Source organism: bacterium (assembly GCA_019695335.1).
GTDB lineage: Bacteria > CLD3 > CLD3 > SB21 > SB21 > JABWBZ01.
In genome coordinates this window covers 14776-29645 of sequence record JAIBAF010000046.1, presented here as the reverse complement: position 1 = coordinate 29645, position 14870 = coordinate 14776, and the positions used below count along the sequence as shown (strand labels likewise).

Annotated in this window: 13 protein-coding genes, 1 tRNA gene and 1 riboswitch; of the genes, 1 reads left to right on the top strand and 13 read right to left on the bottom strand. The window is 43.5% G+C overall.

Annotation, left to right across the window (positions count from 1 at the left end; all coding sequences use genetic code 11):
• Positions 1 to 161: 161 nt before the first annotated feature.
• The 11 genes from K1X84_11885 to K1X84_11835 form a co-directional block, all read right to left on the bottom strand.
• Positions 162 to 234 (bottom strand) — tRNA-Lys (locus tag K1X84_11885).
• A 73-nt stretch (positions 235 to 307) separates the two neighbouring features.
• Positions 308 to 898: an aminodeoxychorismate/anthranilate synthase component II gene (locus K1X84_11880; protein MBX7152336.1), complete on the bottom strand. Its 591-nt coding sequence runs from the start codon at positions 896 to 898 to the stop codon at positions 308 to 310.
• Between the two features lie 66 nt (positions 899 to 964).
• Positions 965 to 2104, bottom strand: coding sequence for a methionine adenosyltransferase (metK, locus tag K1X84_11875; GenBank protein MBX7152335.1), 1140 nt, complete (start codon positions 2102 to 2104; stop codon positions 965 to 967).
• 97 nt (positions 2105 to 2201) lie between these two features.
• A riboswitch (SAM riboswitch) is annotated at positions 2202 to 2322 on the bottom strand.
• Positions 2323 to 2399: 77 nt separating this feature from the next.
• Entirely contained in the window at positions 2400 to 4358 is a 1959-nt protein-coding gene (locus tag K1X84_11870) for a hypothetical protein (protein MBX7152334.1), read from the bottom strand.
• Between the two features lie 93 nt (positions 4359 to 4451).
• Positions 4452 to 5432, bottom strand: coding sequence for a hypothetical protein (locus K1X84_11865; protein ID MBX7152333.1), 981 nt, complete (start codon positions 5430 to 5432; stop codon positions 4452 to 4454).
• A gap of 100 nt (positions 5433 to 5532) precedes the next feature.
• Positions 5533 to 7536, bottom strand: a complete 2004-nt coding sequence (locus tag K1X84_11860) for a hypothetical protein (GenBank protein MBX7152332.1) — start codon at positions 7534 to 7536, stop codon at positions 5533 to 5535.
• 12 nt (positions 7537 to 7548) lie between these two features.
• On the bottom strand, positions 7549 to 8067 hold the full coding sequence (locus K1X84_11855; protein MBX7152331.1) for an O-acetyl-ADP-ribose deacetylase: 519 nt from the start codon (positions 8065 to 8067) through the stop codon (positions 7549 to 7551).
• Positions 8052 to 9803, bottom strand: coding sequence for a diguanylate cyclase (locus tag K1X84_11850; GenBank protein ID MBX7152330.1), 1752 nt, complete (start codon positions 9801 to 9803; stop codon positions 8052 to 8054). Before K1X84_11850 ends, K1X84_11855 begins: the two co-directional genes overlap by 16 nt.
• A gap of 11 nt (positions 9804 to 9814) precedes the next feature.
• Positions 9815 to 11182 (bottom strand): DUF1446 domain-containing protein, encoded by a 1368-nt coding sequence (locus K1X84_11845; GenBank protein MBX7152329.1) that lies wholly within the window; start codon positions 11180 to 11182, stop codon positions 9815 to 9817.
• Between the two features lie 46 nt (positions 11183 to 11228).
• A complete protein-coding gene (locus tag K1X84_11840) occupies positions 11229 to 11429 on the bottom strand; it encodes a DUF2997 domain-containing protein (protein ID MBX7152328.1) in 201 nt (66 codons plus the stop codon).
• A 2-nt stretch (positions 11430 to 11431) separates the two neighbouring features.
• Positions 11432 to 11803 (bottom strand): DUF1257 domain-containing protein, encoded by a 372-nt coding sequence (locus tag K1X84_11835; protein ID MBX7152327.1) that lies wholly within the window; start codon positions 11801 to 11803, stop codon positions 11432 to 11434.
• Between the two features lie 171 nt (positions 11804 to 11974).
• Here K1X84_11835 and K1X84_11830 point away from each other — a divergent pair, with 171 nt between their 5' ends.
• Positions 11975 to 12511 (top strand): thermonuclease family protein, encoded by a 537-nt coding sequence (locus K1X84_11830; protein ID MBX7152326.1) that lies wholly within the window; start codon positions 11975 to 11977, stop codon positions 12509 to 12511.
• Positions 12512 to 12516: 5 nt separating this feature from the next.
• On the opposite strand, the gene K1X84_11825 is transcribed toward K1X84_11830, so the two are convergent.
• Together K1X84_11825 and K1X84_11820 are read right to left on the bottom strand one after the other, a co-directional pair.
• Entirely contained in the window at positions 12517 to 13497 is a 981-nt protein-coding gene (locus tag K1X84_11825; GenBank protein ID MBX7152325.1) for an NAD(P)-dependent oxidoreductase, read from the bottom strand.
• A gap of 47 nt (positions 13498 to 13544) precedes the next feature.
• Positions 13545 to 14630, bottom strand: coding sequence for an N-acetyltransferase (locus K1X84_11820; GenBank protein ID MBX7152324.1), 1086 nt, complete (start codon positions 14628 to 14630; stop codon positions 13545 to 13547).
• Positions 14631 to 14870: the final 240 nt, after the last annotated feature.

Here is a 14870-nt window from a genome sequence, read left to right as displayed (position 1 = left end):
CTAATGGAAAGAGCCGACCAGAATCTTTACCATGCCAAATTGAACGGTCGTAATCAAGTGTGCGGGCATCGCAACCCAGTCGAAGAATGATTTAAAATAAAACGATCTGAATATTCAATAAAAAATCCCCGTCAAAACTGACGGGGATTTTTATTTTCGGGTGAGCCAGGTAGGGATCGAACCTACGACCTTCGCCTTAAAAGGGCGCTGCTCTACCGGCTGAGCTACTAGCTCGACCTAAATTTGGTGCTTTTTCTCAAAGCGGGTGTAATGATACAGAAAAAAACCTCTACACGCAAGAAAAAAATCACCCGTTTTTCAAAAAATTCATGATCATACTCTTCCCTTCCTGAGTCAGGATCGATTCAGGATGAAATTGTACGCCTTCCAGTTTAGTTCCATTGACTTTTAACCCCATGATCAATCCGCCTTCAGTCCAGGCCGTTATTTCAAGCGGAGGCTTTACGGTACTTGCATCAACAATCAGTGAATGATATCGAGTTACTTTCAACGGACTTGGCAGATTGTTAAATACACCACATTTTTGATGATGGATGGTTGTGGTTTTGCCGTGGACGGGCTCTTTCGAGCGGACGACGCGTGCGCCGTAAAGCTCGGCAATACATTGATGCCCTAAACAGACACCCAAGACCGGAATTGTTTGTCCATATTGTTTTATGACCGCATTGGATATTCCGGCGTCTGCTGGGGTACCCGGACCCGGCGAAATAATAATGTGCGATGGCTTCAAGGCCTCAATCCGATCAATATCAATCTGATCATTTCTGAAAATCAACACCTCACATCCTGACAAAACGGGAACAGACTCTTTGAGTTCTGCGGCGTACTGTACGAGATTAAAAGTGAATGAATCGTAATTATCAATAACAAGAATCATAGTTATTATAAAAAAATAGGCCGCTCGTTGAAGAGCGACCTACGATGTTAATGCGAATCGGGAGAATTATTTTGCTTCTTTACGAAATGTATCGGCCAGATTCAGTTTTTCCCATTCAAATTCGGTGCGCCCAAAATGACCATAAGCGGCCGTTTCAAGATACAATGGCCTTCTGAGATTGAATCGTTCGATAATTCCTTTAGGCGTCATGTCGACGCTTTTCTGGATAATTTCGGCAATTTTGGTATCGGGAATACGACCGGTTCCATAAGTATTCACAAAAATGGAAACCGGCTGCACAACGCCAATAGCATAGGCAACTTGCACAAGACATTCTTTGGCTAATTCCGCGGCGACCACATTTTTAGCAATATGCCGTGCAGCATAAGCCGCACTACGATCGACCTTTGTCGGATCTTTGCCGGAAAAAGCACCACCACCATGTGCGCCCCAACCTCCATACGTATCAACGATAATTTTCCTGCCAGTCAAACCCGTGTCGCCGTGCGGTCCGCCAATTTCAAACCGTCCGGTCGGATTCACGTGATACACCGTTTTATTATCCAGTAATTCTGCCGGAATAACTTTTTTGATAACGTTAGCGATTACGTCGTCTTTGATTTTTGTTTGTGTAACGTCCGGATCGTGTTGTGTTGAAACGACGACGGTATTGACCCGTATCGGTTTTTTATTTTCATCATATTCAATCGTAACCTGAGATTTGGCATCGGGACGTAGATACGACATTTCAGTTCCGTTTTTACGGATATCGGCCAAGCGCTTAACTAATTTGTGCGCAAAAGAAATTGTCATCGGCATCAGTTCAGGCGTTTGATCGCAGGCATAACCGAACATCATTCCTTGATCGCCGGCGCCTCCTGTATCGACGCCCATTGCAATATCCGGCGATTGTTGGTGAATGGTAGAAATAACGCCACATGAGTCAGCATCGAAACGATAAGCATCCGTTGTATAACCGATTCTCCGGATGGTCTGACGCACTAACTCTTGTACATCAATATAGGCTTTCGTCGTAACTTCACCACTGACGATGGCCAAGCCGGTTGTCACGAGCGTTTCGCACGCTACACGACTATAGGGATCTTCCTTGATCATAGCATCCAAAATTGCATCGCTGATCTGATCGGCAACTTTATCCGGGTGGCCTTCAGAGACTGACTCGGACGTAAAAAGAAATCTCGACATAGTAGCTCCTGTTAAATTATGTGAATGAAAAAATAACCTATTAAAATAAAAAACCTCTTCAATCGTTTGAAAGAAGAGGTAAGAAAATTTATTACTTATCTCATCTTCTCCCGGTGATTTTTACCGGAACAGGAATTAGCACCTTGTCTCTCCCTTATAACAGGGAGACGGTTGCTGCGGCGTCACAGTGCCTGTCACTCGACCGCTCTTGATAAGACGTCTATGGCAAAGAACATTCACTAAAGGTGCGGCAATATAGAAAAAACCTATTCGCGTGTCAAGTAGAAATTGACGTTTACGATACGACTTTCCACGTCCGTGGATCCGTCAATTCCCCGGTGCATGCCGCGATGCCTGCAACGAATGGTGAAACAAGAAAAACATCGCCGCTCCCACCCATACGTCCGCTGAAATTTCGGTTGCTGGTAGAAGCCGTGACGGTTCCTTTTTCTGAAATACCGGGGCCGTTGCCAATGCAGGATCCGCAACCCGGTTCCGTAATTACAGCGCCGAACTCACTGAATAGCCCAATCAATCCTTCTTTAGTTGCATCGTCAAATACTTGCTGGCTGCTCGGTGTAACAACCATATGAACGCGGTCTAACTTTTTACGACCGCGGATGGCTTGCGCGACTTGTTTCAAATCTTCAAGCGATGCACCGGTACATGATACGACTACAACATTATCGACTTTAGTCCCCAAAACTTGGGTAATCGGCTTGCGATTGCGGCTGTCGCCCGGAGTCGCTACTGTAGCAGGAATATCTGCCAGATTGATTTTGTAAACCGATTCGTAAACGGCATCGTCGTCAGGATACACCAACATCGCTCGTACGTCCTGTTCTTTCAATCCTCGTTGGTCGACAAGGAATTTAACAACACGTTCGTTCGGTTCAACGACGCCGGTAGTTGCGCTGCCTTCAACGGTCATATTAGTCAAAACGGATAGTTCATCAACGGTAAATTTTTCCAATGCAGGTCCGCCAAATTGCATGATCAATGTATCGCCTGGATTCGTTTTCCATTGCTGTTCACGAAAATATGGATCCCCGATAATATGAAGGATAATGTCTTTGGGTGTCAACAAACGATGGGGATCACTGCCTTCGATCCAGATACGTACCGTTTTTGGAACGGTTACAGGAATCATTCCTGTACGTAAACCCATCGCGATGGCCGTCGAACCGAGACCGTAGGCAAAACAATTCATGACACCTGCCGTCGGTGTATGCGAATCTGTCAAAGCAATGACGTCGCCCGGTTTGGCATAACTTTCAACGACTAATCGATGACACACTCCTGCAGGCATATTGCCTCCGGGCCCATGCATGGGAATTTTCATTTCTTTACAAAATTGCGTAAGCTCCTTGGCCAAATCCTGAGCCGATTTCAAGCGTTGATTCTTGACAGTAGTCGGTACATCATCATGACCAATTAAAACAAAATGATCGTTGAAGCCGCGAACAGTTGCACGCTCACCCACAGGTGTGTTGCCGAAAGCTTTTTGGTATAAACTGCGAACGTGCCCGCCTGTATATTCATGAACGCCCAAAAAATCAGCCTTGACCAATAATTGTTCTCCCGGTTCGACCGATGACAATCCTTTACCCGGTTTATCCGTCACAATGGCTTTTCGCGCGAGAATTTTCTCTGCAATCGTCATTGGTTTTTTAGTACGGCTGCTTTCACGATACGGCAACTCGGCTTTGTTTTCCAAAAGTCGTTTTCCGAATTCGAGCAAGCCGCCGCCAAAAAATATTGATTTGTATAATGGAGATAAACTTGATTCCATGAGTGCATCAAGATCGACTGTTTCGCCCTTAAGTAATCTTTCGATTACCGCAAAATCTGTGGTAAAATACAGCCGATCGAATGTCATGTTTTCACGGAAAATCCGTTCGAGACTTTTAGCCACGACCAATTGAATACCTGCGCCGCGATGTGCCACTACAGCTACTTCGCGCGACGAACCGCTTCCATAACTCTCACCCCCTGCAACGACCGCAAAGTTGCCTTTCTGAAGATCGCCCGGATGGATAACATCATCCTTGCCCACAAGAAAATACGGTCCCAAAATTTCTTCTGTATAGCCCAGCGTACACGCTGCACCATTGATGATCGTATCAGTACTAACCCCAAAAACTAATGGTTGGTTTTTGTATTCAAAAGAGCGCCCCTCGATCTGATCGCGAACCAAAGCTGCGTCTTCCGTATAATAAAAAACTCTCTTACCCCCTAATTGAAAAGGCTTCATCAGGTAATCCTTTGAACAGTGAACGGGTGAACGTAGGCAGGTTATGTATTGCGGTCTGCTATATCATTTCAAGCAAGTGAGAATGAACTTTGACTACCGTCCTGTTTTTTTCTTGTAATAAGTATCCAGACCCTGTGAATTAACTTCAACCCAAGTAATGCTGACCTTTGTATTGGGCTTCCATTCCATGGGAACACCGTAATTATCACGGGCCGTAATGACGCCTGGATTTTTCTTCCCGATCAAAAGCAAGGCAGATCTTAGCATCGCCGTACTGATCTCATCTTCCGATAAGCCTTGTTTGTAGACATTCTCATAATAAATCTGCATCAATGATTTTACTTCGGATCTCATATCCTTGCTGCCGGTTGTATAAACGCCGGCATTAATATCATTGATCGTGCGATTGCGAGCTTCAGCATATTGCTTACGCCGTTTTTGTTCTTCCGCAGCTTTGAGTTCACCCAAGCGCTTAGCTTGATAAAGCGAATCGACATTTTCTGTACTTTTTTCGACATTAAATTTTGTTTCATCAACATATTCGGGAGGCGTTTCGTAAGTCCAGATACTGTAAAACCAGTAACCCAACCCGGCAAACACTATCAACAATGTTACATTCAATACGCGTCTTTCGCGCATCGTCAGCCCGGAACGACCGCCCCAATAACGAGATTCTTCAAAACCCCAGTTTTCAGGACGTGTACGCCACGAATTGAAAATTCTTCTTTTTTTGAACCAGATACGATAATTTTCAGGCATCTGATAAACTAGATCACGCTTGGCGTCTAACAACATCTGTTCACGACGCTGTTTGGCTTCTTCGATTTGATCGGGAGTTACTCCGGAGGATTTGGCTACGGCATCATATTCATGTTCGATCTCGGTCAGCAGGCTTTTATACGTTGACAAAGCGCTTTTAAGCTGTGTATTATCAAAGCCGAAAAACTTACCCAAACCCCAGAGATCTATACTCTCTTTTTTAGCACGCCACCACTCTTTGAAACGAGTAAAAACAGGTGTTTCAACGAGTTGATCGGCCTCATTCGTTAATGTCTCACGCGGGTCTTTGTTCATGATCGCTCTCCGTTATTCCTCTCTACGATACCTATGACTTAATATAGGAAAATGCTTTAGAATTTCAAGAAAAAGGTTGTTTTTTCATTTAAGACTGTCTTTAACCAATCATGACGCTTTCTTCAGGAAAATCGGTTTTTGCATTTTGGGGCTGCGAGGCACTGACGGCCAAGGCGATGGATAGCGTACCGACTCGGCCGATAAACATACACAAAATAATCACGAGCTTCCCGACTTCCGATAAGTGAGGTGTAATACCTCTGGTCAATCCTACCGTTGCAAAAGCCGACACCGTTTCAAAAACCAGATCAAAAATCGGCAATCCTGCTTCCGTTATCGATAAAGTAAAAACCGCAATAAAAATGCAAATGACTGAAAATGTAATTACCATAAGCGCGCGTACAATGTTCGATGACGGAATCAGTTTACCAAAAACAACGACACGATCTTGTCCGCGTAAATTACCAAACGATGAAACCAACATGATACCAAATGTTGTCGTTTTAATTCCACCACCGGTCGATCCGGGTGACGCGCCGACAAACATCAGAAATATCATCACCAGCGCTACGGGCAGGGTCAGTGCCGCAATGTCGATAGTATTAAACCCCGCCGTCCGGGTTGTAACCGCCTGAAAAACGGCATGAAAAATTTTTTCGTGAAATGAAAATCCATCTAAAACATTGTTCCACTCAAACACAGCAACCAACAACGTTCCGCCAATTATTAACAATCCGGAAATTGTCAATACAAATTTCGATTGCATGGATAATTCTTTCCGATAATGTTCCAAAATATTGCGAATAGCGCTATATTGTGTCGTTTCCGGATTCGGGTTCGCGGCAGGCTCGTCTGAATTGCGGCGGATAAAAGTTTTCACGGCATTAGTCGCCATCGTTTTCAACAAATATAAACGTGCAATAAAACGACCCAATAATTTATCAAACATATAGCTGGTCATATTGCGTAAAACGCTGAATCCAAGTCCACCAACTACAATGAGAACCATGATAACAGCTTTACCCGTCCATTGAAGTTCATTGCGCATCAGGCTATCCGGCCACAATGCAAAACCGGCATTACAAAACGCAGAAACGGAATGAAAAACCGCATAAAAAATTTGTTGCTCCATTTCTGCAAGTGAACTGACTTTCCACCCATACCACTGCCAATACAGAACGACGGCACCGGCTAGTTCAAATGCCAACGTAATAACAAAGATCTGTTTCAATGTTTTGACAGCTTCATCGAACGATGCTTCATTCAAGACATCTTTCAGCATGATCCGTTCTTTGAAACTGACGCCATCGCCGAAGAACATAGCAAAAAACGTTGCAAAAGCAATGAAACCCAATCCTCCGAGTTGAACCAAAACCAGAATCACTGTTTGTCCCATAACTGTAAAATACGTTCCTGTATCCACAACAGTCAAACCGGTCACACACAGTGCACTGGTCGCCGTAAAAAGTGCGTCGATCCATTGCAGATTTTTTCCGTGCACAACAGCTTTCGGCATCATCAGAAAAACGGCACCGACCAAAATTAAAATTAAAAAACTCAGAACAAAACTTTGCGAGGGATGAAACTTTAAAGCGGCAAGCCGGCTGCTGTATCTCAGGAAATCGGCAAGAAAACCCATAACGATCGATAATTGAGTTACAGCAATGTACATTTCCGTATAAAAACGGTAATTGACCGTATTTAACAACGTTTCAAAATATGGAATCCCAAACCAATTGAAATAAATCGCATTTTGAGTAAGAATAGCCAACGCCAGAAATAACTGGAACCATTTAGCTTTAAAATGGCGTTTTAAAAAAACTACCGTTCGAAATGAGAACGTCAACAGCGTGGCTACGATCAATTTCAATATATAATGAACGACGAAAAACCAAATAACGATACGCGTAATGCCGTCGATGATCTGGCTCCAGGAATCCGGAATAAAAAATCCATACTCCAGAATCAAAAACGACACGACGATCAAACCGATGCTGAATAAAATTTTATCTGAATACGCCGAGATATCAAACAACCATTTACGGATGCGTTTTTCACCGGAAAAAGGATTCTCGGACTGTATTTCTTTTGGTTCAGCGGTCATGCAATATAAAATTTATAATATGGTGCGGTAGAGATCGTACGTTTTGCGGTCAAAACAAACAATAACAACTTTTTTTGGCAGAGCATTCTTTATTAAAAAATTTTTGATTGTTTGAATGGCAATATTGGAAGCCTTGTCAGATGGAAATCCGTATACGCCTGTGCTGATCGCAGGAAATGCAATCGATTGAAAACCATTGGATACGGCAATTTCCAGCGATCGTTCGTAGCAAGATGCGAGCAGCGAATCTTCGTTGTATTGTCCTCCGCGCCAAACCGGCCCGACCGTGTGAATGACAAATTTTGCCGGCAGATTGAATCCCGGAGTTAATTTAGCCTCGCCGGTAGAACATCCGCCGAGTTTGCGGCAATGCGTAAGCATTTCAGGTCCGGCGGCGCGATGAATAGCCCCGTCCACACCACCGCCGCCTAGTAATGAAGTATTAGCAGCGTTCACAATTGCATCGACTGTCAACGTGGTGATGTCGCACTGAACAAGTTCGATCCGATCGAATATCACTCGATCACGCATACTTTATTTTTGCCGGTCATTTTAGCCTGATAGAGCTGTTGGTCGGCACGTTGCACTAATTCGTCGACGGTTTGGGCATCATCCGGAAAAGTCGCAACGCCGAGACTGATCGTTAAGCGCCCGTTCGGCTGTGTTTCTTCATTCGGAATATGCTCGAGTTCGACTAAACTGCGGATTTTTTCAGCCAGTTTAATGGCCGATGTTTTGGGTGTCTCCGGAAGGATCAATACAAATTCCTCTCCGCCGTAACGCGCCACCACGTCGGAAGTACGAGTACTGGTTTTGATGATTTCAGCAACTTTTCGTAACACCACATCGCCCGCTGGATGACCGTGTGTATCGTTGTAAGCTTTGAAAAAATCAATATCGATCATGATCATCGATGTTTTATACCAATGACGTTTCGATCGTTTGATTTCACGTTCAAGCTGGTGATAGAAGTATCGATAATTGAAAATTTCCGTCAAACCATCGGTAATGGCTTGTCGCTCCGCGATCAGGTATGCTTCCTTCGTGTCATCGTACAATTGGATATTTTCGATGGTCAATCCCACTGTTCTTACAAATGACTGTACCATCTGGCGCATGTTTTCGTTTAAACGCCCCTCTTCGATTCCGAGCGCTAAAACGCCCCTGACGCCGTACAAACAACAATTGAAATAATATTGACTGACATCGCGCAATTCCGCTTCAAACGATAAACTGTTCGGATCGAGTTTGTAAATTTTTTTATTCCACCAATTCGGGTCTTTGTTAATAAACGCGTGGCAGTCCGTATTTTCACAATGAAAACCTTGCTCGGCTTTCGGTCGTCCGGTAATGGGTAAAAAATAAATCGTATGTGAATGAAATGCATGAACAAACGGAGACATGCGTTTAGCCATTGTTTCGTCCGCACGTTCTGCAGCCTGCATCCAGAATTTATCGATCAAAACCGGTTCCTGATAATACACCATATCAAAAAACGGAGGTTTGACAATTGAAATCCTTTCAACGTCCGGCCTCATCGACAAATGATGACTCGAAAAAATATCCAACGTCATATCCCGCTCATTGACAACATAAATCGCTGCGCTTAACATACTCAGCTTTTCGCAGAGTAATGCCGGAAGTTCTTTATAAACTTTTTCGCGATTGGAGAACGTGAGCACTTGATTGGATACAAAATTAAACTGCATTAGGTCCTGATTATTGCGCGTCACATCGGTAACGTACTTATCCAAACGCTGATAGGCCGTCTCGAGCTTTTTATTGGATTCCGAAAGTTCCTGAATTTTTTCCGTGAGACGTTGAACAAGACGCTGGGTAAATTTTCTGAGTTCGACGGCTGAATCTTCTTTATGAAAATGACCGTCGTCGGGAACGTCCGAAGGTTTTTCGATCAATGTCCTGATGTATTTGGAAAAATGATCGAACTCAACCGGCTTGGTCAAGTAACCGTTACAGCCGGTAACGGCGGCAAACTGACGGTCGTTGGGATTACTGCCGGCGGTAATCGCTACAATAGGAATATCTTTTAACTCCTCGGACATGCGGATTTTGAGCGTCGTTTCATAACCGTCCAAACCCGGCAACATAATGTCCATCAGGATCAAATCCGGTTTTTCGGTAAACGCTTTTTCAAAACCTTCTTCGCTCGTCCGAGCAGAAATCATTTGGAAACCCATTTTGTCGACCATTTTGCCGATCAAAACCTGCGATACCGGATCATCTTCGATGTATAGGATCTTTTTCATTGTCAGTTATTTTAAACTTCCTCCACGGTCACTTCAGTTTTGATCAAATTTTTGGGGATCAGCGCCGGAAAGAACGCTACAATTTCCTGCGGCTTAGGCCGACCACCGGCAAATCCCGTCACACCGGGAGGACCGCTGGTTACCAAAGGTGCAATTTCTTTTCCAAAACGATCAACTTTGTTCTTGTCTTTGTCCTTCACACCGACGCGTAACACTACTTCGTTCACTTGTTGCGGAATTATGACAATACCGTCGTGGCATGAATTAACACCTAAAAATTCAGTGCTCGGATCGTTAAATGTTATTCCTGCCCGCTCCAGCCGTTTCCATAAAGTTTCTGCCGCTAACTTTGCTTTGTCTAACGCATCCGGACCGGAAATCGTTAATTGTCCCGACGCTTTATAGCCTTTAAGATAACTGGCGCTGACTTTAAAAAATTCCGTAGGCGGTTTACCCTGAATTCCAAAAACTTTCACACGGTTTTTGCCATTTTGCTCGAGTTGAATGGATGTAAAATCGGCGATCACATCCGGCGTGATATACCCATGAGGATCACCCATTTCATACAACAATTGTTCTGAAATCGTATCGACCGATACTAAGCCACCGGTACCTTCGTGTTTAGTGATAAAAAACGTACCGTCCGGGTACGCTTCAACCACCGGGTAACCGATATTCCACATTTCCGGCACGTCGCGCCAGCGTGTAAAATTGCCCCCGGTACATTGCGCGCCGCATTCGATAATATGGCCGGCAACCGTACCGGCAGCCAGCTTATTCCAATCATCCCATTTCCATCCAAATTCATAAACCATTGGCGCCATAGCCAAACCTGTATCTGTCGTACGACCGGCGATAATAACCTGTGCACCTTTTTCAAGCGCTTCGACCAGCGGTTTTGAACTGATATACGCATTGGCGCTCATGATTTCATGATTTTGTTTCATCAAATCATAAAGACTTTCGCCGGTATCCATGCTTTTCATGGAAACATTTTGTGATTCGAATTCACGAATCCGGTCAAGAATATTATCGCCGCTGACAACGCCGATTTTAAGGCTTTTGATTCCCAATTTTTTGGCGACGGCAAAAACCGCATCACGGCATGCGACAGGATTGACACCGCCAGCATTAGCAATAACTTTGATGTTTTTTTTCATGATGGTAGGAAGAATACGCTCCATCAGGTGTACAAAATCCGTGGCGTAGCCCAAGTCAGGTTTTTTTAATTTTTGTCGCTGCATGATCGACATCGTCACTTCAGCCAGATAATCCAGTGTGAGATAATCCAGCGGACCGCCTTGCACCAGTTGAACCGGCGCGTCGATGCTGTCACCCCAAAATCCTTGACCGTTGGCGATGTAAATTTTTTCCTTCATGGACACGATACCCGTTGCGTATGTTGATACAACCTCAAAATGGATGTTATTTCTGCTTGTTTGTGATTCGAACGTCGGATTCTTTCTCGTAAAATTCCGCCGTTTTTTTGGAAAAAGTTACGTCCCCCATTTGTTCGAAAATTTTAGACAAATCCTCGCACCCTTCCCCTTTAAGGCCTTTGATCGTGTATTCAACCGATCCGTCTTTTTTGATCGTAAATTCTATTTCCTGGACTGTTTCAGACATGTTTATCTCCACTTCCTCAAAACCAATCGTACCGACTGGCTGTCGTCGACTGTCTCTTTCACAAGATTGAATCCGGCTTTTTTCGCTTCGGTTACAACATGATGGTATGCGTATTTCTGAGTAAGTTGTTCAATAAATTTTGAATTTTTCGCAAGGATCATATCATCGCCGACGAGTTCAAATTCACCGTTTTTATTTTTAATAAATCCGACAATTCCGAACGGCGTTTTAACGGCAATATCGACATCATACACACGATTAAGCAGTGTTTTGATCTTTTTGGTTTTGAGAATTTCGCATTGAAGATCTTTTAATGCGAGACCCAAAAACGAACGTTCTTTGAGTGTCGTTTTTAACGATACAAACTTAGACATGTCCCACTTTCTTGATATTGGAAGGTCGGCATAAAGTAGCAAAAAATAAACTGTCTTGCAAACTGAAAATTGTTTTCAAATTACTTTAATTACTCAATTTAGTAAAACGTCGAAAAATTTGTCACTCTGAAAAATCGATTGCGACTGAACTTTGATAGTTTATCTTGTAGCATGGCTAAACGAAAAATTAAGAAATGGATATTCCTTTTATCTACCTTGGCTGCCGGATGGGCGGCTTATCAGTCGGGAATCATCGATACTCGTATTGATTCTTCGCAAACCCAAATTATAAAAATCATCGACGGGGATACGTTTGTCATCCGGTATGAAGGCAAAGAGGAAAAAATCAGACTGATCGGCATCGATACTCCGGAATCGAAAGCTAATATCAAAGCCGGGAAAGATGCGTCTCGATCCGGAAAAGACGTTGAAACTATAGTTGCGCAAGGCCAGTCAGCTAAACGATTTGTCGAAACGTTGATTGAACCCGGTTCATCCGTCCGCGTTGAATTGGATGTACAACACCGTGATAAATACGGGCGATTACTGGGTTATCTCTATCTCGATGACGGAAAAATGTTGAATGAAGAAATTATCAAAGCTGGTTATGCATCACCGATGACCTATCCGCCGAATGTCCGATATGAAAAACGTTTTAGAACGGCCTACCAGTGGGCGCGTGATAATAAAAAAGGGCTATGGCAATAACGCCCTTACAGCCATCCATTTTCTCTATACCATTTTACAGTTTCTTCACACCCGCGTACCCAATCAAATTTAGAAACAAAACCTAACTCTTTGCGGATTTTTTCTGAAGACGTCGTCCAGGCTTGTTGACGCAGCTCTATAATTTTTTGACGATTTAATACCGCCGGTTTTGATGAAAATTGTGAAAAAAATTCGGATACGTATGCTACGGCTATAGTCAATGTTTCAGGAACAAAAAGCGGCAGCGTCCATCGGTCCATGACTTCTTTGATTCCATTGCTCAAATCCGACCAAGAATAAATTCGCCCGTCATCCACAAAAAAGATTTGCCCGAGTCCGGCAGGATTTTCGGCCGCCAGTATAATCGCATCAATCAGATCATGAACGTAAATTAAACTCAGGTATTTTTTTTTCATCCCGAGAATGGGTTTCCAGTGACGATGAATCAATTGAAAATAGATAAAAATGTCTTTTTCACGCGGCCCATACACTGCCGGAGGCCTGATAATGGTAATGGGAAGAAATTTGCTGTATTCGACGGCGTATTTTTCTCCCTCTAGCTTGCTTTTACCGTAATATGTCAGCGGTTGCGGCAAATCGTTTTCCGTACGGGGACGTCCAATCGCTGATGGTCCTGCGGCAGCCTGTGAACTCACATGCACGATTTTTTTTATCACCGGATTGTGCTCACGACAAACTTCGTATAATAATCGGGATCCGTCGGCATTGATCTTGAAATACGTCGATTCTTTTTTGGCTTTGGTAATACCTCCTAAATGGAAAATGAAATCGACGCCTTGTACGGCAGAAATAAGTGAATCGCGATCGGTAATATCGCCTTCTACAAATTCAATGGGTAAATTTTTGAGCCATGTGAGATCGCTGGTACGTCGCACAATGCATCGTACATCGTGGCCTTTTTTAATGAGCGCCTCCGCCAAATGGCTGCCGATAAAGCCTGTTGCCCCTGTGATGAGTGATTTCAAAAAGCTATTTCGAATTTAATTGATAATGAGACCAAGGATGATTGAAGTTAATTTAAAGGCATCTCCATAATGCGATAAGTCTTATAAACCCTGCTCCCCAGACGTTCCAATGCACGATTCATGGCCGTATTATCTTCGAGAATCCATGAAAGTTCCGCCCATTGCACGCCTTTCTTTAACCCTTCTTCAAAACATTTGTGATAAAAAACGGTATCAATTCCGGAATTTCGATGTTCCTTCGTAACACCCAGCGTAATAACGCGCACTGACCGAATTTGCCCTTTGCGTGAATGCCAAAGCAATTTGAACAACCCGAATGGAAATAATTTGCCGTCATGAAGCTTGATCAGAGCCTCATTGAGATTGGGAATGGTTAGCGAAAATGCTACCGGACTGCCTTTATGTTCTGCGATCAAAACAAAATCGGGATCGACAATTTGTTTCATTTGTTTTGCCATGAAATCGAATTCCGCGTCCGTCATGGGAATGAAGCCCCAATTTTTTTCCCATGCAGCATTGTAAATGGCTTTGATCCTTTTGACCTCGTTGGCAAAATCTTTCATATTGATTTTGCGTACGGTAAATTCGTTGCGTTTCAAAATTAATTCGACGCCTCTGCGAATTCGTTCAGGAATTTCTTTTGGAGCATCGAGATAATGCGCCACTACGTCTTTGACTTTTTTCAACCCGTGTTTTTCCAGCAGCTGTACGTAATAGGCCGGATTGTAAGTCATAAGAATGACCGGCGGCCGATCAAAACTATCCACCAAAAGCCCCCATTCGTCATTCGACGAAAAACTGGCCGGACCACGCATCGCCGTCAATCCAATATTTTTCAAAAATTCCTTAGCTTTATTGAGCAATGCGTCCGCTACAGCCTGATCATTGACACACTCAAAAAGTCCGAAAAATCCGACCGTTTCGCCGTGATAGTCGTTGTGCAATTTATTATTAATAGCCGCAATTCTCCCCACGGATTCTCCGTCGCGATAGGCCATAAAAAAAGCTACTTCCCCATGATGAAAAAAAGGATTTTTTTCAGGGTCGAGAAACTCTTTGCGTTCCATGATCAGCGGCGGAACCCAATTCGGATCATCGCGATAAATTTTCCATTGAAATTTTATAAACTCCATGAGATGAGGAGGATGGATTTGGCGGATTTCAATGCTCACTTGTTCACCGTTTTTTGTGATTAATTTGGAAAACAGGTCGAAAAAGTAACCATTCACTTGTAAAGAATCAATAAAGAAAATCGTGTCCGATCACAGACTTAATTGTATAATTACATAGGCAAACCCGTTATCCAAAAAAACCTTGCATTTATAACAGTTAGAGTTTATCTTTTAAATGTTTAAAAAACAGAATTTACCTGC